The organism is Gordonia sihwensis NBRC 108236 (assembly GCF_000333035.1).
Lineage (GTDB): Bacteria > Actinomycetota > Actinomycetes > Mycobacteriales > Mycobacteriaceae > Gordonia > Gordonia sihwensis.
Map to the genome: position 1 here is coordinate 11876 of NZ_BANU01000019.1, position 20970 is coordinate 32845.

Sequence of the window (20970 nt, forward strand, 5' to 3'; positions counted from 1 at the left end):
TGCGGCCCGGCGATCCGGCGTCGACCGCGAGACACGCTTGCTAGCGTCGATTCGTGATTGCGCATGTCGGGTGAGTTGATCGCGATCGCCGTTCTCGGCGTCGCGCTGGCGACGGTCCTGATCGTCGTCGCACTGCGCACGCGCCGAGTGGTGAGCACACCCCACGAGCGCGCCGTGCACGACACCCTGCACACGGCGGCGCTGGCCGCCCGGCCGCTCCGCCGCGGTCTCACCGCCGAGTCGGCGGCAGAGGCGGCCGGCCCGTTGCGGGCGCTCACCGGCGCCGACGGACTCGCGCTCTACGACGCCGAGGGATCGCTCCTGACCTTCGACGGCGACGAACAGCTGTGGACCCCGCCGATGCGCTCGGCGGCCGCCGCGCTGGCCGCCGACACGCTCGCGAACGGCCGCCACTGCGTGCAGCGAGATCCCGCGGACGGCGTCGGTCCCCTGCGCAGTCTCCTGGCCGCGCCGCTGATGGCCGACGGCATCGGCATCGGCGCACTGGTCGTGGCATCGGTGACCGAGCCCGGCCCCGGCCGTATCGGCGCCATCACCGAGGTCGCACGCTATGCGGCCAGCCAACTGCAGCTCGCCGAGCTCGACGCCTCCCGCGCGCGACTGGATCGCGCCGAGGTCCTCGCCCTCCGCGCACAGATCAGCCCGCATTTCATCTACAACGCACTGAACACGATCGCATCCTTCGTCCGCACCGATCCCGACCGCGCACGCGAGCTGATTCTCGACTTCGCCGACTTCACGCGCTACTCCTTCCGCGCCGCGGGCGAGTACACGGTACTGGCCGACGAACTCCGCAACATCGACCGCTACCTCACGCTCGAACGAGCGCGTTTCGGGCCCGGGCTGACGGTGAAGGTTCAGGTGGCACCCGAGGTCCTCGGCGTCGTCGTGCCCTTTCTCGCACTGCAGCCGCTGGTGGAGAACGCCGTGCGGCACGGCCTCGCCGGGCGCCGGGACGGAACCATCTCGATCGTCGCGCGCAACGCGGGACCCGACTGTCTGCTGAGCGTGGAGGACGACGGCGTCGGCATGGATCCGGAACTGCTGCGCACGGGTGCGATCGACGCGCTCGACCCGGCCGGACCGCGGGAGTCCGACGGCGCACACGTCGGACTGACGAACGTCGACCAGCGGCTGCGCGCGGCGTTCGGCAACGACTACGGCCTGGTCGTCGAGACGGCGGTGGGAGCGGGAACCAAGGTCAGCATGCGCATCCCGAAGTTCGCCGCGGGCATCCACGCCGGAGGCCCGGCCGCCGCGCTACGGTTTGACGGACGGGAGGAGAGCAGCTGATGACCGACCTCACCGTGCTCGCCGTGGACGACGAGATCCCGGCCCTCGACGAACTGACCTACCTGCTGAACCGTCACGACGCGGTGTCGGCGGTGCACAAGGCGTCCGACGCGACCCAGGCGCTGCGCGAACTCGCCGAGCGCCGGATCGACGCGGTGTTCCTCGACATCTCCATGCCGGGACTCTCGGGCATGGAGCTGGCGGCGGTCCTGGCCAACTACTCGGCGCCGCCGCCGATCGTCTTCGTCACCGCGCATGACGACCGCGCGGTCGAGGCCTTCGACGTCGGTGCCGTCGACTATCTGCTCAAACCCCTGCGAGCCGAACGGCTCGATCAAGCGGTGGGCCGCATCCTCGCCTCCCTCGCCGGCGGCGAGGGTCCGGTCCGGACCGAGGAGCCGGACGAACCCGCCGACGATGTGATTCCGGTGGAGTCGGGCGGGATCACCTCGCTGGTACAGCGCGACTCCATCTCGTGGATCGAGGCGGTCGGCGACTACGCCCGACTGCACACCGACACCGGCGCGTACCTCGTCCGAGTCACTCTCTCGACCCTCGAATCACGCTGGGGAGGAGCAGGTTTCGCACGCGTTCACCGTTCGTACCTGGTGGCGCTGCCAATGGTGACCGGCCTGCGGTCCACCGGGGCGTCGACCATGGTCCGGGTCCGGGCCAACGGCGCCTCGCCCGCGGTGGAACTGCCGGTGAGCCGCAGGCAGGTGCGCGAGTTGAAGGACCGATTGGTCCGTGACCCGATGCGGACCTTCCGTTCCGGGCGGGACGGCTGATCCGTGGCGCCCGACTCCGCCCGTGAACCGACCCCACAGCGCGAACGCGTCGTCCTGTCCGAGCGGCGAGGCGCGCGCATGGTCCGCACCCGAGTGCAGGTGGCCGAGCAGACCGGCGTCGGCGAGCATCTGGTCCGCGGACTGGTCCGCGCCCAGTTGGCGCTGGCGCTGCGGCTCGGCGTGGCCGTCCTCGCGATCTTCGTCGCCATCCCGCTGATCGGCGCGACCGTCGAACCGTTCGCCGACGCGACGGTCTTCGGTCTGCGCCTAAACTGGCTGATCCTCGGCCTGCTGCCCCTTCCGCTCCTGTATCTGGCGGGTCGCCTGTACATCCGGCTGGCCGAGCAGGCCGAACGCGACTTCGTCCGGCTGGTGGACGCCGACTCCGACAGCGGCGACGACCCGGGCGGCGGTACGCGATGATCACCGAGCACGTCGCGGCACTGACGGTGGCCGCCGTCCTCCTCGCGGCCCTCGGCACCGTCGCGGTCGGCGCCTACGGCGGACGCGGCTCGCGGTCGACGTCCGACTTCCTGGTCGCCTCGCGCAGCATCGGCGCGGGATGGAACGCAGCGGCGATCGCCGGCGAGTACCTGTCGGCGGCGTCGTTCCTCGGCGTGGCCGGGTTGGTCGCCAAGTACGGTGCCGACGCGCTCTGGTATCCCATCGGATTCACCGCCGGCTACCTCTCGTTGCTGCTCTTCGTCGCCGCTCCGCTGCGCCGGTCGGGCGCGTACACCGTGCCCGACTTCGCCGAGTTCCGGCTGGCCTCGACTCGGGCGCGCAAGGCCGCGATGGTCGTGGTGATCGTGATCTGCGTGCTGTACCTGGTGCCGCAGTTGCAGGGCGCCGGGCTGACCCTGAACATCCTGCTGCACGTACCGCCGTGGGTCGGGGTCACCGCGACCGGACTGCTGGTGATCGTGAACGTGGTCGGCGCTGGCATGCGATCGGTGACCTTCGCGCAGGCGATCCAGTACTGGCTCAAGCTCACCGCCGTCGCGATCCCCGCGCTGGTGCTGGCCGCGGTGTTTCTGAACAGCCCGCAGCGCCTCGGCGATCCGCTGCCACCGCGGGTGTCCGCGGACACCACCGTCCGGGTCGACACCCCGGTGGAGGTGACGGTGACCGACCCGGCGGGCGTTCGGGCGACCGGCGACGTGGACCGCGCCGCGGTCGTCGACCAGCCGTTGAGCGCGGGCACGCACCGTCTCGATCGCGGCGCGGTCATCGACCTCGCCGAGGGCGCCGCGACCCCGGTGGTGGCGAACGCGCCGCAGACCGGGTCGGCCTGGATGGAATCGGGCGGCGGCCTGGGCGGGGGCCATCCGCTCTATCAGGTGCTCTCGCTGATCGTGGCGACCTTCCTGGGCGCAATGGGCTTGCCGCACGTGCTCGTGCGGTTCTACACCAATCCCGACGGCCGTGCCGCACGGCGGACGGCGTTGAACGTGATCGCGGCGCTGGCGGTCTTCTACCTCTTCCCGACCGTCCTCGGCGCACTCGCCCGCGCGTGGGTCCCGCAGGTCCTGGCGACCGGCACCGCCGACGCCGCCGTCCTGCTGCTGCCCGCCTCCGCGCTGCACGGGGCCTGGGCGATCGGGCTGTCGGCGCTCGTGGCCGCCGGCGCCATGGCCGCCTTCCTCGCCACCTCGTCCGGACTGCTGGTCAGCATCGCCGGCGTGATGTCGACCGACCTGATGCCCCCGGGAGTCCGCAGCTTCCGCATCTGCGCTCTGCTCGGCGGGGCGGTGCCGATCGTGATCGCCCTCAACGCCGGGACACTGGAGTTGTCACGGTCGGTGGGCCTGGTCTTCGCGGTCTCGGCGTCCACGCTGTGCCCACTGCTGGTGCTGGGAATCTGGTGGCGCGGACTCACCGCCGCCGGTGCGATCGCCGGACTCTGCGTGGGCGCGACCACGTCCGCGCTGGCGGTCGGAGTAGCGGTGACCGGGGCGATCGACGAGGGTGCGGGCGCCGGCTGGCTGTCGGTGATCGCCGGGTTCCCCGCGGCGGTCACCGTTCCCCTGACCTTCGCCACGATGGTCCTCGTCAGCCTGGCCACCAGGTCGCGGATCCCGGCGGTCACCGGCGCGGCCTTCGCTCGGATGCATGTGCCCGAACGGCTCGGGCTCGGGGTGGAACGGACCCCGTCGGCGCAGGACTGACCGCTACCGTTCATCGGGCGGCGGCGACCGTTCACCGCACGGCCGCCATGGCTCGTCGCTCAGGTCACAGACGACATTCCCTGTGACTGTCGTCTCACTCATGCTTTGTGCAGCTACATCCCCGCAGCACACCAGCAAAGGAGTGATCGTGACCGTCACCGATCATGCCGCGCCGAAGGACGTCAGTCCTTCCCAGGACGAGTTCCTCGTCGCGCAGGCCAGCCCAGAGTTCCAGAGGTTGCGCACCGCGCTGCGCCGCTTCGTCTTCCCGATGACCGCCTTCTTCCTCCTCTGGTACGCGGGCTACGTCATCCTCGGAGCCTTCGCGCACGACTTCATGGCCACCCCGGTCTGGGGCAACATCAACGTGGGCCTCATCCTCGGACTGCTGCAGTTCGTCACCACGTTCGGCATCACATTCCTGTACGTCCGGTTCGCCAACCGCGATCTGGATCCGCAGTCGGAGGCCATCCGCGAGAACTTCGCGGACGGCACCTACTCGACGGCCGGAAAGGCGCAGCGATGAACCACGTGCTCGCCGCCGAGACCGTCGGCAACCCGGCCATCAACATCTCGATCTTCGTCGCATTCGTCGCGGTGACCATGATCGTCGTCATCCGCGCCAACCGGAAGAACGCCTCGGCCTCCGAGTTCTTCACCGCCGGCGGCGGGTTCTCCGGCCCGCAGAACGGCATCGCCATCTCGGGCGACTACCTCTCGGCCGCCAGCTTCCTCGGCATCGCCGGCGCGATCGCCGTCTACGGCTACGACGGATTCCTGTACTCCATCGGCTTCCTGGTGGCCTGGCTCGTCGCGCTGCTGCTGGTGGCCGAACTGCTGCGCAACACCGGCCGGTTCACGATGGCCGACGTGCTGAGCTTCCGGCTCAAAGAGCGGCCGGTCCGCATGGCCGCCGCACTCTCGACCCTGGTGGTGTCGCTGTTCTATCTGCTCGCGCAGATGGCGGGAGCCGGCGGCCTGGTCGCACTGCTCCTGGACATCCACGACCGCACCGGACAGTCCATCGTCATCGCCGTCGTCGGCGTGCTGATGATCGCCTACGTGCTGATCGGCGGCATGAAGGGCACCACCTGGGTGCAGATCATCAAGGCGGTCCTGTTGATCGCGGGTGCCGCGGTGATGACTTTCCTGGTCTTGGGCAAGTTCGGTTTCAACGTCTCGGAGATCCTCGGTCAGGCGCAGAACGCCATGGGCGATTCGGCGGACAAGGCCGTCGCCTCGCGCGACGTCCTCGCGCCCGGTGCCCAGTACGGCGGATCGACGATGTCGAAGGTCAACTTCCTGTCGCTGGGCCTGGCCCTCGTTCTCGGCACCGCCGGTCTGCCGCACGTGCTGATGCGCTTCTACACCGTTCCGACCGCCAAGGAGGCCCGCCGCTCGGTGGTCTGGGCGATCTCCCTCATCGGCGCCTTCTACCTGTTCACGTTGATCCTCGGCTACGGCGCCGCCGCGCTCGTGGGCCCGGACCGGATCCTGTCCGCCGCGGGCAAGGAGAACGCCGCCGCTCCGCTGCTGGCCCTCGAACTCGGCGGAACGGTGCTGCTGGGTGTGATCTCCGCCGTCGCGTTCGCGACCATCCTGGCCGTGGTGGCCGGGCTCGCGATCACCGCCTCGGCATCGTTCGCCCATGACATCTACGCGTCGGTCATCAAGCGCGGCAAGGCATCCGAGGACGATCAGGTGCGAGTCTCGCGTCGCTGCATCGTGGTGCTCGGCGTGGTCAGCATCATCCTCGGCATCCTCGCCAACGGTCAGAACATCGCCTTCCTCGTCGCGCTGGCGTTCGCGGTCGCGGCGTCGGCGAACCTGCCGACCATCGTGTACTCGCTCTACTGGAAGCGGTTCAACACCCGCGGCGCACTGTGGAGCATGTACGGCGGCCTGATCTCGTGCATCGTCCTGATCGTCTTCTCCCCCGCCGTCTCCGGCGGCGCCAAGGCGATGATCCCCGGAGCCGACTTCGCCTGGTTCCCGCTGTCGAATCCCGGCATCGTGTCGATCCCGCTGGCCTTCGTGCTCGGCATCGTCGGGACGCTGACGTCGCCCGACCGCGGCCGGCCCGGCCGCAACGCCGAGATGGAGGTCCGTTCGCTCACCGGAGTGGGCGCCGAAGGCGCACTCGCTCACTGACCCCCGATACGCACTGTGCCCCGTCCGCAAGGGCGGGGCACAGTGCGTTCGGCGTGGGCCGCGTTCGGCGTGGGCCGCGTTCGGCGTGGGCGGAGACATGGGCGGAGACGCCCGGTGGATCAGTCCTGGATGCGGGCGAACGGCCGGGCGGCCTCGAGTTCGAAGGCGAGTTCGAGCAGTGTGCGCTCGCCTCCGAGGTCGGCCGAGAAGTGCATCCCGAGCGGCAGACCGTTCGCACTCCGGCCGAGCGGCAGCGTGATGGCCGGGGTGCCGCTGCTGTTGTTCGCGGGGGTGAAGGCGACGTAGTCGACGAGCCGGGCGAAGATCTCGTCGAAGTCGCCGTCCGGCGCCAGGTAGCCGATCTCCGGCACGGCGTGCGCGAGCGTCGGCGAGAGGATGACGTCGTACCCCTCGAACGCGCTGCGGAATCTCGCCGTCGCCCGCTTGAGCCCCATCACCGACGCCGGCAGGCGGTAGAAGTGCTTGAGGAAGGCCGCCGACAACCCCTTGGTGAACGGGTCCAGTCGCGAGCGGTCGAATCCCTTGCCCACCGACCTGCCGCCCATGCGATCGATGCCGAACGCCAGCAGCGCCCAGTAGTCGGTGAACTGGGCGATGTACGAGCGGTCGACGGGCATCGGAACCGATTCCACGCGGTGCCCGAGCGATTCGAGCAGTTCGACGGTCGCCGCCAGCTCGCGATCGGTGTCGTCGTCCAGGAGCCGGCCGGTCAGAGGCGTGTTGATCAGTGCGACGCGGAGCCGCGCCCGGCCCGGACCTTCGACCAGGCCGATCGGCGGCAGCGAGGCGACCTCCCGCTGCCGTTCCAGATCCGCGTAGTAGTGCGCGGTGTCGCGAACCGACCGCGTGACGACGCCGTTGCTCACCAGGTCGATCGGCAGGCCGTGCATCTGCTTGGCCTGCGCCACCCGCCCCCGCGTGGGTTTGAGACCGACCAGCCCACACGCCGCCGCGGGGATGCGGATGGAGCCGCCGCCGTCGTTGGCGTGCGCGATCGGCACCGCCCCCGCCGCGACCAGCGCCGCGGCACCGCCCGACGACGCACCGCAGGAGTAGTCGGTGTCCCACGGATTGCGGGTCGGCGGCCGGTCGGCGAACTCGGTGGTCGCGGTGAGACCGAAGGCCGGCATCGTCGATGCACCGAGGATGTTCAGCCCCGTGCCGACGAGCTCACGCGTCACGGCCTCGTCCGCGCGCGCGGGGACGTTCGCCACCGCCGCCGAACCGTGGAGCGTCGGGATCCCTGCGAAATCGGTGTTGTTCTTGATCAGCGAGGGCACACCGGCGAACACGCCGGTGAAGTCGTCGGCCTCCGCCCGCGCCAACGCGCGTTCCCGATCGTCGACGGCCACCGCCGACAGTCGCGGCTCCACCGCGTCGATCCGGGCGAGCGCGGCACGCGCCGCCTCGGCGGCCGAGATCGCTCCGGAGGCGATGGACGCGGCCAGCCCGACCGCGTCGAGGTCACCGAGGCAGTCGTCGGCGAATGAGTGAACGTGTTTCATGCCGATCACGCTAGCCGAGGCCGCCCGCCTCCGGCCCCCGCCCGAGTCAACTCGCGCGAGCCCTTCTCCCGACCCGGCCGAGCGGGTAAGACTACAGAGATGCAGCTGCAATTCACTCCCGAGGAAGAAGCCTTCCGCCGAGAACTCCACCACTACTTCACCACCGAGATCCCCGCCGAGATCCGCCAGAGATGTGAGGCCGGTGCGCTGAACTACCCCGAAGACATCGTCACCACCACCCGGATTCTGAACAAGGCGGGCTACGCCGTGCCGCACTGGCCGGTGGAGTGGGGCGGTCGGGACTGGACGCCCATCCAGCATCACATCTGGCGCGAGGAGATGTCTCTCAACTTCGTGCCCGACCTGCTCCCCTTCAACGCGGGCATGGTGGGCCCGGTCATCGCGCAGTTCGGGTCGCAGGAGCAGAAGGAGAAGTTCCTGCCCGCCACCGCGAACCTCGACATCTGGTGGTGTCAGGGCTTCTCCGAACCCGAGGCCGGCTCCGACCTCGCATCGCTGAAGACCCGCGCGGTCCGGGACGGCGACCACTACGTCATCAACGGACAGAAGACGTGGACCACGCTGGGGCAGTACGCCGACTGGATCTTCGCTCTGGCCCGGACCGACCCGGACGTGAAGAAGCAGGCGGGCATCAGCTTCTTCCTCTTCCCCATGGACACGCCCGGTGTCGAGATCCGGCCGATCCAGTTGATCGACGGCAGCTACGAGGTCAACGAGGTCTTCTTCTCCGACGTCCGCGTCCCGGCGGAGAACCTGGTCGGCGAGGAGAACCTCGGCTGGACGATCGCGAAGTTCCTCCTCGGCAACGAGCGGTCGGGCATCGCCCGCGTCGGATGGACCAAGACCAAGGTCGCCAGGGCCAAGAAGCTCGCCGCCCGGACTCGCACCGCCGCCGGCACGCTGCTGGACGATCCGCTCTTCGCCGCGCGGCTCGCGAACCTGGAGAACGAGCTGCTGGCGCTGGAGATCACCCAGCTCCGGGTGGTCGCCGGATCGGCCGACGGGAAGCCGAATCCGGCGTCGTCGCTGCTGAAGCTCCGCGGCTCCCAGCTGCAGCAGGACGCCACCGAACTGCTCGCCGACATCGCCGGACCCGACTCGCTTCCGGTGTCGGCGATCGACTCCGCCGCGGAGGGCGACCCCGCGGAGATCCTGAGCCCCGACTGGGCCCAGCTGACCGTCCCGGCGTATCTCAACCACCGGAAGGTGACGATCTACGGCGGGTCCTCGGAGGTCCAGCGGCAGATCATCGACAAGGCCGTACTCGGCCTCTGATCGCGCAGACACCCCGACTCCGATACCACTTCACAAGGAAGACAATGGAATTCGAACTCTCTGAGGAACAGGTCCTGTTGCGCGACACCGTCCGCGACGTACTGGGCAGAAAATACGGCGACATCGAGAACCTGCGCGCGGTCACCGACACCGAACTGGGCTGGAGCCGCGACGTGTGGTCGGCGCTCGCCGAGATCGGCATCCTGGGTCTGGTATTCGACGAGGCCGACGGCGGCACCGGCGCCGGACCCGAGGAACTCGCACCGGTGATGGGCGAGTTCGGCGCGACGATCGCACCCGAACCGTTCCTCGACGCCGTCGTGGTACCCGGACTGCTGGTGACCCGCACCGCCGACCCCGAGACCCGAGCCGAACTCATCGGCGGCCTCTCGTCGGGCGAGCGGCTCTGCGCCTTCGCCCACCACGAGAACGGTGATCGCTGGCCGGCGTTCGCGATCGCCACGTCCTTCGCCGACGGCCGGTTGACGGGCACCAAGTCGCTGGTCGCCGCGGGCGACTGCGCCGACACCCTGGTGGTCTCGGCCCGCGATGAGGCCGGCCAGGTGGGTCTCTACCTGGTGGACGGGACGGCCGAGGGCCTGAAGCGCACAGGCTACCGCACCCACGACCGCCGCCGTGGCGCACAGATCGAATTCGACGGTGCGCCGGCCACCCGCCTCGGTTCCGGCGACGCCACCGCCGTCATCGCCGAGGTGGAGGTGCTCGCCCAGACCGCCCTGTGCGCGGAGGCGGTCGGAGCCATGCGGGCGTCGCTGGAGATGACCACCGGATATCTGAAGACCCGCAAGCAGTTCGGAGTTCCGCTGGCGACCTTCCAGGCGCTGACCCACCGCGCCGCCGACATGTACGTCTCGCTCGAGTTGGCGACCAGCCTCAGCGTCTACGCGACGGCGGCGCTCGCGGAGGGCCGCGTGGACCCCGTCATCGCCTCCCGCGCCAAACTGCAGATCTGCCGTTCGGGCAGGCACATCGGGCAGGAGTCGATCCAGATGCACGGCGGCATCGGAATGACGGCCGAGTATCCGGTGGCGCACTACGTCAGCCGGCTCACCGCGATCGGGCACACCCTGGGCGACGCCGACAGTCATCTCCAGCGGCTTTCGGCGTCGATCAGCGAGTGGGACATGGTCACCGTGGGTTGAGCCTGCGCCCGGCCCGAACGGCGGGCCACCGAATCTGTGACCGTCGGTCACATGTACTAAGGTGACCGAAACCCCAGCGCCGAGCCGCTCGGCGCGATCGAAACGGAGGCAACAATGGCCGCACCCCTCATCGAGGACTCCATCGAGATCGACGCCAGCCCGGAGAAGGTCTGGTCCGTCGTCAGCGATCTGCGCCGCATGGGCGAATGGAGCCCCCAGTGCAAGAAGATGATCATCTTCGGCGGTGACGTGAAACTCGGCACCACCACGCTGAACGTGAACCGCCGCGGCCCGCTCGTGTGGCCCACGCGATCGAAGGTCGTCACCTTCGAGCCCAACAAGGAGCTGGCCTTCCGCGTGCTCGACAACCGGACCGTGTGGTCGTTCCGGATCGAGCCGACCGACTCGGGCGTGCGACTCACGGAGAGCCGCACGGTGCCGGGCGGGCAGACCACCAAGATCTCCTCCACCCTCGTCGACAAGGTGATGGGCGGCGAGAAGTCGTTCGAGGCGGAACTGGCCGCGGGAATCCGCGAGACCCTCGGCAAGATCAAGCGCGCTGCGCAGACCGCCTGACCACCGCCATCTGCGCGCATTCGGGCGCGCATGGACCGAACCCACAGATCCCCGCTCAGCCACCGCCCGCCGATCCCGGCGGCGGCCCGCTGAGCGGGGATCTGTGTGCGTGCTCGACGAGATGCGACCCGCGGCCCGCGGACGATTAAGCTGAAAGCACTTGCGCTGCGACCTGAACGACCCGACGCAGCGACCTCGAACTAGGAGCGCAGAACCGGTGGCCCGACGTCCCGCCCGACCCGACGACCGCGAAGGCCTCGCCCACATCGTGGACCTGATCCGCGAAACGGTTCCACCGCTGCATCCGGCGGGCGTGCCGTTCGTCGCCGCCCCGGCCGCCCTCGCGCTGCTGGGCCGCAGGCACCGCTGGATCGCGCGACCTGCGTGGGCCGCCGCGGGCGCCTCCGCGCTGTTCTTCCGGCACCCGAACCGTGTGCCTCCGACCGGCGACGGGCTGGTGGTCGCGCCCGCCGACGGCACCATCGCCCTCGTCGACGAGGCCGTGCCGCTGCCCGAACTGGGGCTCGGCGACCGGCCCGTACCGCGTGTGTGCACCTTCCTGTCGGTCTTCGACGTCCACGTCCAGCGGGTTCCGATCGCCGGCCGGGTGCTGTCCGTGCAGCACACCCCCGGCAAGTTCCTGTCCGCCGACCTCCCGGAGGCGAGCAGTGAGAACGAACGCACCGCGATGACCATCGCCACCGGCCCAGACGGAACCGGTCCGCGAGTCGGCGTGGTGCAGATCGCCGGACTTCTCGCCCGCCGCATCGTCTGCGAACCCGCCCCGGGCGAGGTCCTGAGTCTCGGCGACACCTACGGACTGATCCGGTTCGGCTCGCGTGTGGACGTCTACCTCCCCGAGGGCAGCGACGTCCGGGTCGCACTCGGCCAGCGCGCGGTCGGCGCCGAGACCGTTGTCGCGGAGCTGCCCTGATGGCCAGGAGCCGTCCGCACCGTAATCCCACCAACAAGTCCGGCAGACGACTGCGGCGCCGCACGTCGACGCCGTCGTCCGACCCCGAGGCCCGCTCGCGGGCCTCCCGTGCCGCCCGGTCGGCGCGCGCGGGACGCATGCTGGTCCCGTCCACGCTCACGATCCTCGCGATCTGCTCCGGCCTCACCGCCGTGCGTTCGGCCGATGCCGGCCAGGTCGACCTCGCGATGGGTCTGCTGGTCCTGGCCGCCGTCTTCGACGGACTCGACGGTCGCGTCGCCCGCATGATGGACGCCTCGACCAAGATCGGTGCCGAGGTCGATTCACTGGCCGACGCCATCAACTTCGGCGTCGCCCCCGCGCTGATCGTGTACTCGGTGGTCTTGCGCGACAACGCGGGCTCTGCGGCGCAGGATTTCGGCTGGGTGCTCGCGCTGCTGTTCTGCGTGGCGGTGGTCCTGCGACTGGCCCGGTTCAACACCCTTCTCGACGACGACAGCGCGCCCAGCTACACCAAGGACTACTTCGTCGGTGTGCCGGCGCCGGCGGCGGCGGTGATGGCGCTGCTGCCGATCGGGCTGCAGCAGCACTTCGGTCACGGATGGTGGGTGTCGGTGCCCGCGGTCGGCGCCTGGCTGCTGTTCATCGGGTTCCTCGCCGTCAGCCGCATCCCGACCCTGTCGCTCAAGTCGGTCAAGATCAGGCCGAGTTCACTGGCGGGTCTGCTGTTCCTGGTCGCAGCGGCCGGAGCGCTGCTGTTCACGTTCCCGTATCTGCTGATGGTGATCGGCGTGGCCGCCTACCTCATCCACATCCCGTTCGCCTGGCGCACGCAGCGCTGGGTGGCGGCGCACCCGGAGCACTGGGAGGCCCCCGCCCGCGACCGCAGGCTCCAGCGCCGAGACGAGCGCCGGCAGGCGGTCGCGGACGGCACCCGCAGGCGAGTGATCCCCGCGCGTTCCAATGCGCGGCTGGGTCTGCGCCGACCCCCGGCGCGGCGCGAGGACTGACGGTGAACCCGACGCTGACGCTCACCGCCCGGCTCAACACCTCCGCGGCCGACTCGCGCCGCGGCATCGTACGGGTGCATCCGGAGGTGCTCGCCGCCCTGTCGCTGCGTGAATGGGACGCTGTCTCGCTGGTCGGCGCGCGCACGAGCGCGGCGGTCGTCGCCGCCGCGCCGCCCGGTTCCCCCACCGGTCTGGTCCTGCTCGACGACCTGACGCTGTCGAATCTGGGGATCCGCGAGAACTCGGGGGTCGCGGTGGCACCGGTGGTGGTGCACGGCGCCGCGCGCGTGAGTGTCCGAGGCTCACGGCTGGCGAGTGCATCGGTGAGCGAGGCGACGCTGCGCCGGGCTCTGCTCGGCAAGGTCGTGAGCGTCGGCGACACCGTCTCGCTGCTGCCCCGCGATCTGGGTCCCGAACTCACCGCCGCCGAGGCCACCCGGTCCCTCGCGCGTTCGGTGGGGATCACCTGGACCAACGAGTTGCTGACCGTGACGGCCACCGCCCCCGCCGGCCCGGTGAGCGTGCAGACCAACACCGCGGTCCTGTGGGAGACGGACGCCCGGACTCCGGGCGCGGTGCCTCCGGCCCCGACCGCCGCGGCGACGCCGGCCACTCCGAGCACCCTCACTGCCCCGACCGCGACCGCCGCGGAGCCGGACGCGCACGTCCGACCGGTGTCGGAACTGGTCGGGGTCGACACGCAGGTCGCCAGGCTGAGCGAATGGCTCCAGGTGACTCTCGACAATCCGGACGTACTGCGCGCCCTCGGCGCACAGCCTCGGCTCGGCGTCCTCGTCTCGGGGCCCGCCGGAGTCGGAAAGGCGACGGTGGTCCGGGCCGTGTGCGCCCGCCGCCCGCTGGTCGAGGTCGACGGGCCCTCCACCGGCGCTCTCGCCGCCGACGACCGACGCGCCGCCGTCACCGGCGCTCTGAGCCGGCTCACCGGCGGCGGTGTGCTGCTGGTGACCGACATCGACAAGCTCTTGCCCGCACAGGCCGACCCGGTGTCGACGCTGATCCTGCAGGACCTGCGCGCCGCCGTCGCCGACGGTGCCGTCGCGCTCGTCGCCACCACCTCCGACCCGTCCGGCCTCGACAGCCGGGTCCGCGAGCCCGATCTGTGCGACCGCGAACTCGCCATCGGTCTGCCCGACGCCGCCCAACGCGCCAAACTGCTCGGTGCGATCCTCTCGCAGGCACCCACCGACGGCCGCCTCGACCTCGACTCCGTCGCCGCACGCACTCCCGGTTTCGTGGCCGCAGACCTCGCCGCCCTGACCCGCGACGCCGCACTGCGGGCGGCCGCGCGCGCCACGCGCGACGGCTCTCCCGCCGCCTTGCGCACCGACGACCTCGATGCCGCGCTCGGCGTGATCCGCCCGGCGTCCCGACTCGAATCCCCCGACGTGGCACTCGGATCCATCACGCTCGACGACGTCGGCGACATGGTGGAGACCCGGCAGGCCCTCACCGAGGCGGTGCTCTGGCCGCTGCAGCATCCCGACACCTTCACCCGCCTGGGTGTGCAGCCGCCGCGCGGCGTCCTGCTGTACGGACCGCCCGGCTGCGGCAAGACCTTCGTCGTCCGGGCACTGGCCGCGTCGGGCCGGCTGTCGGTCCACAGCGTGAAGGGCGCCGAACTGCTCGACAAGTGGGTCGGATCGTCCGAGCGCGCCGTCCGCGACCTCTTCGACCGCGCCCGCGAGAGCGCGCCGTCGATGATCTTCCTCGACGAGGTCGACGCCCTCGCGCCCCGCCGCGGCGGGTCCACCGACTCCGGCGTCGCCGATCGGGTGGTGGCCGCGCTGCTCACCGAACTGGACGGGGCCGAGCCGCTCACCGACGTCGTCGTCCTCGGCGCCACCAATCGGCCGGACCTCGTCGACCCCGCACTGCTGCGGCCCGGACGCCTCGAACGCCTCGTCTTCGTGCCGCCGCCCGATGCCGCCGCCCGCGCCGACATCCTCCGCGCCGCCGCCCGCAGCATTCCGATGCCGGACGTCGACCTCGAGGCGCTCGCCGCCGAACTGGAGGGGTATTCGGCGGCCGATTGCGCCGCCGTCCTGCGGGAGTCGGCACTGGCCGCCATGCGCCGGGACATCGACGCGGCGACGGTGACCGCCGACGACGTCGCGACCGCCCGGCGAGCGGTCCGGCCGTCGCTGGATCCTCAGCAGGTCGCCGAACTCGAGGCCTACGCCGAGCGCCGCGATCGAGACAATTAGTAGGAAGCCCTAGTAATTCGTGTCACTTCTGGGCGACACTTACTGGGAATGCCCAGTAACCCTCCCGAGGAGTACACGTGACCACTGGTTTCAGCGTCGAGACCACGCGGGCGATCGACGTCGCCCGCTCGCACACCATCGGCGGACTGCTACGCCGCACCGCCCTGCGCAGCCCGGATAAGACCGCCGTCGTCAACGGCGACACCACGCTCACCTTCGCCGAGTTCGACGACGCGGTGAACCGCTGCGCCAACGCCCTCACCGCCCGCGGACTCGGCAAGGGCGACCGCCTCGCTCTGGTGAGTCACAATTGCTGGCAGTTCGCCGTGCTGAACTTCGCGGTGGCCCGGCTCGGCGCGATTCTGGTGCCGATCAATTTCGGCCTCGGCGTCGACGAGATCGCGTTCATCCTCTCGCACTCCGGATCCCGCATCGTCGTCTCCGAAGACGCGCTCACGGAGACCGTCGGCGCGGCGGTCGACGCCTCCTCCGGCGGCGACGCGGTGCGCGGCGTCATCAACCTCGCCGGCGGTACGACAGCCGGCTGGGAGGATGTCGCCTCCTGGATCGCCCACGACGACGCCTCGGTCCCCGACGTTCTCGTCGAAGACGATGATCCGGTGCGGATGATGTTCACCTCCGGGACCGAGTCTCGTCCCAAGGGCGTGCTCTTATCCTCGAAATCACTGGTGCCCCAGTACGTCTCGTGCATCATCGACGGCGGCATGTCCGCCGACGACATCGAGGTGCACTCCCTGCCCCTCTACCACTGCGCCCAGCTCGACTGCTTCCTGTCGGTGGACGTCTACCTCGGCGCCACGAGCATCATCCTGCCGAGCCCGGAGCCGGCGGCCCTGCTGGCCGCGATCGAGACGCACCGCGCCACCAAACTGTTCTGTCCGCCCACCGTGTGGATCTCACTGCTGCGCCATCCCGACTTCGACACCCGAGACCTCTCCTCGCTGAAGAAGGGTTACTACGGGGCCTCGCCGATGCCCGTCGAGGTCCTGCGGGAGATGAGCCGGCGCCTGCCCGACGTCCGGCTCTGGAACTTCTACGGCCAGACCGAGATGAGTCCGCTGGCCACCATCCTGCAACCACACGAGCAGATCGAGCGCGCCGGATCGGCCGGCCGCGCCTCGCTCAACGTGGAGACCCACGTGGTCGACGACGAGGACAATCCGGTGCCGACGGGCGAGGTCGGCGAGATCGTTCACCGCAGTCCGCACGCCTGTCTGGGCTACTTCAACGACGAGGAGAAGACCGCGGCCGCATTCCGAAACGGCTGGTTCCACTCCGGCGACCTCGGGATCATCGACGCCGACGGCTACCTCTCGGTGGTCGACCGCAAGAAGGACATGATCAAAACCGGCGGTGAGAACGTCGCCTCCCGCGAGGTGGAGGAGGCGATCTACCTGCTCGACGGCGTCGCCGAGGTCGCGGTGTTCGGTGTTCCCCATCCCAAGTGGATCGAGGCGGTGACGGCGGTGATCGTGAGCAAGGACGGCGTCGAGCTGACCGAGGACGACGTGAACGCCCACCTCGAAGGCGTCCTCGCCGGTTACAAGCGGCCGAAGTACGTCATCTTCGCCGACGCCCTGCCGAAGAACCCGTCGGGCAAGATCCTGAAGAAGGACCTCCGGACGGCGCATGCGGCGGTGGCCTCGCAGGACTGACGCGTCACGGCGCCGGCGTGTCGGTCTCAGGCCCGCCGCCGGTACCCGACCACCAGCGGCGCGTGATCCGACAGACGCTCATCCGGCGAGGGCTCCTTGTCGACCGTCACCCATCGCGCCCGGGACGCCAGCCCCGGTGACGCGAGTTGGTGGTCGATGCGCCATCCGACGTCCTTCACGAACGACTGCCCGGCCCAGCTCCACCAGGTGAGCGGGCCGGGCCGGTCGCCGTACAGTGTCCGGACCACGTCGATCAGCCTGCGCGGCGAGAGCTGCCGATCGAGCCACTCGCGCTCCTCCGGCAGAAACCCCTCCATCTTGCGTGCGGCGCGCCAGTTGGTGACGTCGTGCTCGCAGTGGGCGATGTTCAGGTCGCCGATCAGCAGGAACTCCCGACCGGCGCGGCGAGCGGCGAGTCGGTTGCGCTCCAGTTCGCGCGCGAAGCCGGCCAGGAACGCCATCTTGCGCCGGTACTTCGCACCGCCGTCGGGCTTCTCCCGGATGTTCCCGGGACGCTGCAGTTCCGCGGGCAAGCCGCCCTTCGGCAAGTACAGACAGGCCACCGTGATCGGCTCATCGGCGAGGTCGACTTCCAGATAGCGTCCGTGCGAGGCGTGCGCGGACAGCCCGCGGGCCCGCGGCGGGTCGGTGGCCCAGCTCCGCACCGACGCCGGCGGCTGCCGGGTCGCGATCGCCACGCCGTTGCGCCCCGGAATGGTCCCCGTGTCGAAAGACACCGTGTAGCCGGGGAATTCGCCGATCTCCTCGGGCGGGCAGCGGAGCTCCTGCAGTCCCACCACATCCGGTGCCCGATCTGCCAGCCACGTGTCGAAGCCGCGGCGTCGCGCCGCACGGATGCCGTTGACGTTGAACGAGACCACGGTCAGTTCCTCGGATGCCACGGCCCCAGAATGCCCGAGCTCTCCGCGGGCGGCATCCGCCGCCCCCGGGCGCGGAATTCTATTCGGTTGCCCGGGGCTGACAGAATGAGTCCATGAGCCGCCCCCACGTGTCGCACCAGAATCTGAACCTGCGCCCCTTGGAACAGTCCGAGAAGCTGCAGAACGTCTGTTATGAGATCCGCGGGCCAGTGCACGAGCACGCGTCCCGTCTGGAGTCCGAAGGACACCGGATCATGAAGCTGAACATCGGCAACCCCGCACTGTTCGGCTTCGAGGCGCCCGACGTCATCATGCGCGACATGATCCACGCCCTCCCGTTCTCGCAGGGCTACTCCGAATCGGCGGGCGTGCTGTCGGCACGGCGTGCGGTGGTCACGCGCTACGAGACCATTCCGGACTTCCCCTACTTCGACGTCGACGACGTCCTGCTCGGCAACGGCGTCTCCGAGCTCATCACCATGACCATGCAGGCGTTGCTCAACAACGGCGACGAGGTGCTCATCCCGGCACCGGACTATCCGCTGTGGACGGCGATGACGGCACTGTCCGGAGGCACGCCCGTGCACTACCGGTGCGACGAGGACAACGGCTGGAATCCGGACATCGAGGACATCGAGTCGAAGATCACGCCGAACACCAAGGCGATCGTCGTGATCAACCCGAACAATCCGACCGGCGCGGTCTACTCCAGAGAGGTCCTCGAGGGCCTCGTGGATCTGGCACGCCGTCATTCGCTGCTGATCCTGGCCGACGAGATCTACGACAAGATCCTGTACGACGACGCCGAGCACATCAACATCGCGAGCCTCGCCCCCGATCTGCTGGTGCTGACCTTCAACGGCCTGTCGAAGGCCTACCGGGTGTGCGGCTACCGCGCGGGATGGGTGGTTCGCACCGGCCCCAAGGACCACGCGAAGGGCTTCATCGAGGGTATGTCGATCCTCGCCTCCACCCGACTGTGCGCCAATGTCCCCGCACAGCACGCGATCCAGGTGGCGCTCGGCGGTTATCAGAGCATCGACGCGCTCACCGCCCCCGGAGGCCGGCTGTTCGAGCAGCGCAATGTGACGTGGGAGAAGCTCAACGAGATCCCGGGCGTCAGCTGCGTGAAGCCGATGGGGGCGCTGTACGCGTTCCCGCGCCTGGATCCGGAGGTGCACCAGATCCACGACGACGAGCAGTTCGTCCAGGATCTGCTGCTGCAGGAGAAGATCCTGGTGGTTCAGGGTTCGGGCTTCAATCTCCCCGACACCCATCACTTCCGAATCGTCACACTGCCGTGGGCCCAGGACCTGGCCGAGGCCATCGAACGGATCGGCAACTTCCTCTCGTCGTACCGACAATGACCGGCTCCGACGCCCTGACCAGCGGAAAAACAGACGCTAACTGCTGCTAGCAGTTAGATGTGACACCTGGTAACGTCAAATCTGTCACACCGACAGATGGAGACGCCCATGGCCGATTGGCACCGCTTCAACGTCACGAACGGCGACGTCGATCTCGCGACCTTCTCGTATGGCACGCCCGGCGAGAGCACGCCCGACAAGCCGGTCGTGCTGCTGGTGCACGGTTGGCCCGACACTCACCACCTGTGGGACCTGGTGGCGCCGCGGCTGGCGGAGCATTTCCGCGTCTACGCATACGACACGCGGGGGTTCGGCGACAGCACGCGTCCGGTAGCGGTGGAGTCGTACCGTCTCGACGCCCTGGCGCAGGACATGCTCGCGGTGTGCCACGCCGTGAACCCCGACGGCAAGACGCACATCGTCGCGCACGACTGGGGTTCGGTCCAGGCCTGGGAGACGGTCACCACCGCCGGCGCCGATGACGTGATCGCCTCGTTCACCTCCGTGTCGGGCCCGAACCTCGACTACCTCGGCGAGTGGGCTCGCGCGAAGATGGCACGGCCCACGCCGCGGGGCGTCGCACAGGCGCTCTCCCAGGTCGCCTCGTCGGCCTACACCGCGTTCTTCCAGGTCCCCGGCGCATCGGACCTGTTCTTCCGGACCTTCGGATCCGACCGCGTCTGGACGGAGTTCCTCCACCTCGTCGAGGGGACCCCGCGCGAGAACGCTCGGTTCGGCCCGACGCTGCGAGAGGACATGATCAGCGGGCTCAAGCTGTACCGAGCCAACATCCGCGGCAAGCTGGCGAATCCGGAGCCCCGGCCGACCCGAGTGCCGGTGCTGGAGGTCGTGAACGATCGCGACATCGCGCTGCGTCCGGCGATCTACGAACGCACGCACACCCACGCGGACAGGCTCTGGCGTAAGCGGACCGCCACCGGCCATTGGCTCCCGTACACCAACCCCGGTTACCTGGCGGACACGGCGATCGAGTTCATCGAGACCATCGCCGGCGGCGCACCGGTGTCCCCCAACACCATCGACCGTGCCCGCGTCGACGGGCCGGCGCGCGAACTGATCGGCAAACTCGCCGTCGTCACCGGCGCGGGCAGCGGCATCGGACGTGAGACGGCGTATGCCCTGGCCGATCTCGGCGCCGAACTGGTCCTCGCCGACATCGACCTGGATTCGGCCGAGGAGACCGCGATCGCGTGCAAGGCCAAGGGCGTCCCGGCCACCGCCTACCGGCTCGACGTCTCCGACACCGACGCGGTGACCCGCTTCGCCGACGATGTGCGCGCTGCCCACGGCGTCGCCGACATCGTCGTCAACAACGCGGGCGTGGCCCTCGCCGGATCGGCGCTGGCCGCGTCCGACGAACAGGTGGACCGGCTCCTCGCCATCAACCTGCGCGGGGTCATCAGCGGCAGCCGCGCCTTCGGCAGGCAGATGGCCGAGCGCGGCGTCGGCGGACACATCGTCAACCTGGCCTCCGCCGCGGCTTTCACCCTCTCCCGCGACCTCGGCCTGTACTCGGCGAGCAAGGCCGGTGTGCTGATGTTCTCCGAGTCGCTGCGCGCAGAACTCGCCGAGCACCGCGTCGGGGTCACCGCGATCTGCCCGGGCATCGTGCACACCAACATCACCGCGAACACCGAGTACGCCGGGGCCGCCGACGAGTCGGCGGCCCGCGAGAAGGTCGACAAGTTCTACCAGAAGCGGAACTTCACTCCCGACCGGGTCGCGCGCGACATCGTCGCCGCCATCGCGAAGAACAAGGCCGTGGTGCCGGTGACGCCCGAAGCCGAGTTCGGCTACCGCGTCTACCGCTTCTTCCCGTGGGCGGCGCGCATCGGCGCCCGTCAGAAGATCGCAGGCTGATCCACCTCGAACAG

At 69.7% G+C, this 20970-nt stretch carries 17 protein-coding genes; 15 read left to right on the forward strand and 2 right to left on the reverse strand.

The genetic code is table 11. The features are described 5' to 3' along the window. Positions 1 to 63: 63 nt before the first annotated feature. The 6 genes from GSI01S_RS12590 (at position 64) to GSI01S_RS12615 (ending at position 6421) form a co-directional block, all read left to right on the forward strand. Entirely contained in the window at positions 64 to 1314 is a 1251-nt protein-coding gene (locus GSI01S_RS12590; RefSeq protein WP_006896951.1) for a sensor histidine kinase, read from the forward strand. Continuing rightward, positions 1314 to 2102: a LytR/AlgR family response regulator transcription factor gene (locus tag GSI01S_RS12595; protein WP_006896952.1), complete on the forward strand. Its 789-nt coding sequence runs from the start codon at positions 1314 to 1316 to the stop codon at positions 2100 to 2102. The genes GSI01S_RS12590 and GSI01S_RS12595 overlap by 1 nt, the downstream gene beginning before the upstream one ends. A 78-nt stretch (positions 2103 to 2180) precedes the next feature. After that, positions 2181 to 2525: a hypothetical protein gene (locus tag GSI01S_RS12600; protein WP_169317719.1), complete on the forward strand. Its 345-nt coding sequence runs from the start codon at positions 2181 to 2183 to the stop codon at positions 2523 to 2525. Beyond that, positions 2522 to 4270: a sodium/solute symporter gene (locus GSI01S_RS12605; protein WP_006896954.1), complete on the forward strand. Its 1749-nt coding sequence runs from the start codon at positions 2522 to 2524 to the stop codon at positions 4268 to 4270. The genes GSI01S_RS12600 and GSI01S_RS12605 overlap by 4 nt, the downstream gene beginning before the upstream one ends. A 148-nt stretch (positions 4271 to 4418) precedes the next feature. Further along, the gene (locus tag GSI01S_RS12610; protein WP_006896955.1) at positions 4419 to 4796 is read left to right on the forward strand and encodes a DUF485 domain-containing protein; all 378 of its coding nucleotides are present in this window, start codon (positions 4419 to 4421) and stop codon (positions 4794 to 4796) included. Beyond that, positions 4793 to 6421, forward strand: coding sequence for a monocarboxylic acid transporter (locus tag GSI01S_RS12615; protein WP_006896956.1), 1629 nt, complete (start codon positions 4793 to 4795; stop codon positions 6419 to 6421). The genes GSI01S_RS12610 and GSI01S_RS12615 overlap by 4 nt, the downstream gene beginning before the upstream one ends. 119 nt (positions 6422 to 6540) lie before the next feature. On the opposite strand, the gene GSI01S_RS12620 is transcribed toward GSI01S_RS12615, so the two are convergent. Continuing rightward, positions 6541 to 7947: an amidase gene (locus tag GSI01S_RS12620; RefSeq protein ID WP_006896957.1), complete on the reverse strand. Its 1407-nt coding sequence runs from the start codon at positions 7945 to 7947 to the stop codon at positions 6541 to 6543. A 99-nt stretch (positions 7948 to 8046) separates the two neighbouring features. On the opposite strand from GSI01S_RS12620, the gene GSI01S_RS12625 reads away from it, so the two are divergent. From GSI01S_RS12625 to GSI01S_RS12655, 7 genes are all read left to right on the forward strand, one after another. Further along, complete coding sequence (locus GSI01S_RS12625) at positions 8047 to 9243, forward strand: acyl-CoA dehydrogenase family protein (RefSeq protein ID WP_006896958.1); 1197 nt, start codon at positions 8047 to 8049, stop codon at positions 9241 to 9243. A gap of 44 nt (positions 9244 to 9287) precedes the next feature. Then, positions 9288 to 10406 (forward strand): acyl-CoA dehydrogenase family protein, encoded by a 1119-nt coding sequence (locus GSI01S_RS12630; RefSeq protein ID WP_006896959.1) that lies wholly within the window; start codon positions 9288 to 9290, stop codon positions 10404 to 10406. A 114-nt stretch (positions 10407 to 10520) separates the two neighbouring features. Then, positions 10521 to 10982, forward strand: coding sequence for an SRPBCC family protein (locus GSI01S_RS12635; RefSeq protein ID WP_006896960.1), 462 nt, complete (start codon positions 10521 to 10523; stop codon positions 10980 to 10982). A gap of 217 nt (positions 10983 to 11199) precedes the next feature. After that, positions 11200 to 11916: a phosphatidylserine decarboxylase gene (locus GSI01S_RS12640; RefSeq protein ID WP_006896961.1), complete on the forward strand. Its 717-nt coding sequence runs from the start codon at positions 11200 to 11202 to the stop codon at positions 11914 to 11916. Next, entirely contained in the window at positions 11916 to 12926 is a 1011-nt protein-coding gene (locus tag GSI01S_RS12645; RefSeq protein WP_006896962.1) for a CDP-alcohol phosphatidyltransferase family protein, read from the forward strand. The genes GSI01S_RS12640 and GSI01S_RS12645 overlap by 1 nt, the downstream gene beginning before the upstream one ends. A gap of 2 nt (positions 12927 to 12928) precedes the next feature. Continuing rightward, positions 12929 to 15151: an AAA family ATPase gene (locus GSI01S_RS12650; protein WP_006896963.1), complete on the forward strand. Its 2223-nt coding sequence runs from the start codon at positions 12929 to 12931 to the stop codon at positions 15149 to 15151. Positions 15152 to 15228: 77 nt separating this feature from the next. Then, complete coding sequence (locus GSI01S_RS12655; RefSeq protein WP_006896964.1) at positions 15229 to 16827, forward strand: acyl-CoA synthetase; 1599 nt, start codon at positions 15229 to 15231, stop codon at positions 16825 to 16827. A 26-nt stretch (positions 16828 to 16853) separates the two neighbouring features. Here the strand turns inward: GSI01S_RS12655 and GSI01S_RS12660 are convergent, their stop codons facing one another. Further along, positions 16854 to 17729 (reverse strand): exodeoxyribonuclease III, encoded by an 876-nt coding sequence (locus tag GSI01S_RS12660; protein ID WP_006896965.1) that lies wholly within the window; start codon positions 17727 to 17729, stop codon positions 16854 to 16856. Between the two features lie 92 nt (positions 17730 to 17821). Here GSI01S_RS12660 and GSI01S_RS12665 point away from each other — a divergent pair, with 92 nt between their 5' ends. Further along, positions 17822 to 19075: a pyridoxal phosphate-dependent aminotransferase gene (locus GSI01S_RS12665; protein WP_006896966.1), complete on the forward strand. Its 1254-nt coding sequence runs from the start codon at positions 17822 to 17824 to the stop codon at positions 19073 to 19075. A gap of 108 nt (positions 19076 to 19183) precedes the next feature. Next, entirely contained in the window at positions 19184 to 20956 is a 1773-nt protein-coding gene (locus GSI01S_RS12670; protein ID WP_006896967.1) for an SDR family oxidoreductase, read from the forward strand. Positions 20957 to 20970 lie beyond the last annotated feature (14 nt).

Bases quoted from the DNA above. Each gene is read 5' to 3' on its own strand.
- GSI01S_RS12635 (WP_006896960.1), top strand. From the start codon at position 10,521: ATGGCCGCACCCCTCATCGAGGACTCCATCGAGATCGACGCCAGCCCG.
- GSI01S_RS12620 (WP_006896957.1), bottom strand. From the start codon at position 7,947: ATGAAACACGTTCACTCATTCGCCGACGACTGCCTCGGTGACCTCGAC.
- GSI01S_RS12625 (WP_006896958.1), top strand. From the start codon at position 8,047: ATGCAGCTGCAATTCACTCCCGAGGAAGAAGCCTTCCGCCGAGAACTC.
- GSI01S_RS12600 (WP_169317719.1), top strand. From the start codon at position 2,181: ATGGTCCGCACCCGAGTGCAGGTGGCCGAGCAGACCGGCGTCGGCGAG.
- GSI01S_RS12595 (WP_006896952.1), top strand. From the start codon at position 1,314: ATGACCGACCTCACCGTGCTCGCCGTGGACGACGAGATCCCGGCCCTC.
- GSI01S_RS12665 (WP_006896966.1), top strand. From the start codon at position 17,822: ATGAGCCGCCCCCACGTGTCGCACCAGAATCTGAACCTGCGCCCCTTG.
- GSI01S_RS12615 (WP_006896956.1), top strand. From the start codon at position 4,793: ATGAACCACGTGCTCGCCGCCGAGACCGTCGGCAACCCGGCCATCAAC.
- GSI01S_RS12670 (WP_006896967.1), top strand. From the start codon at position 19,184: ATGGCCGATTGGCACCGCTTCAACGTCACGAACGGCGACGTCGATCTC.
- GSI01S_RS12630 (WP_006896959.1), top strand. From the start codon at position 9,288: ATGGAATTCGAACTCTCTGAGGAACAGGTCCTGTTGCGCGACACCGTC.
- GSI01S_RS12590 (WP_006896951.1), top strand. From the start codon at position 64: ATGTCGGGTGAGTTGATCGCGATCGCCGTTCTCGGCGTCGCGCTGGCG.
- GSI01S_RS12645 (WP_006896962.1), top strand. From the start codon at position 11,916: ATGGCCAGGAGCCGTCCGCACCGTAATCCCACCAACAAGTCCGGCAGA.
- GSI01S_RS12605 (WP_006896954.1), top strand. From the start codon at position 2,522: ATGATCACCGAGCACGTCGCGGCACTGACGGTGGCCGCCGTCCTCCTC.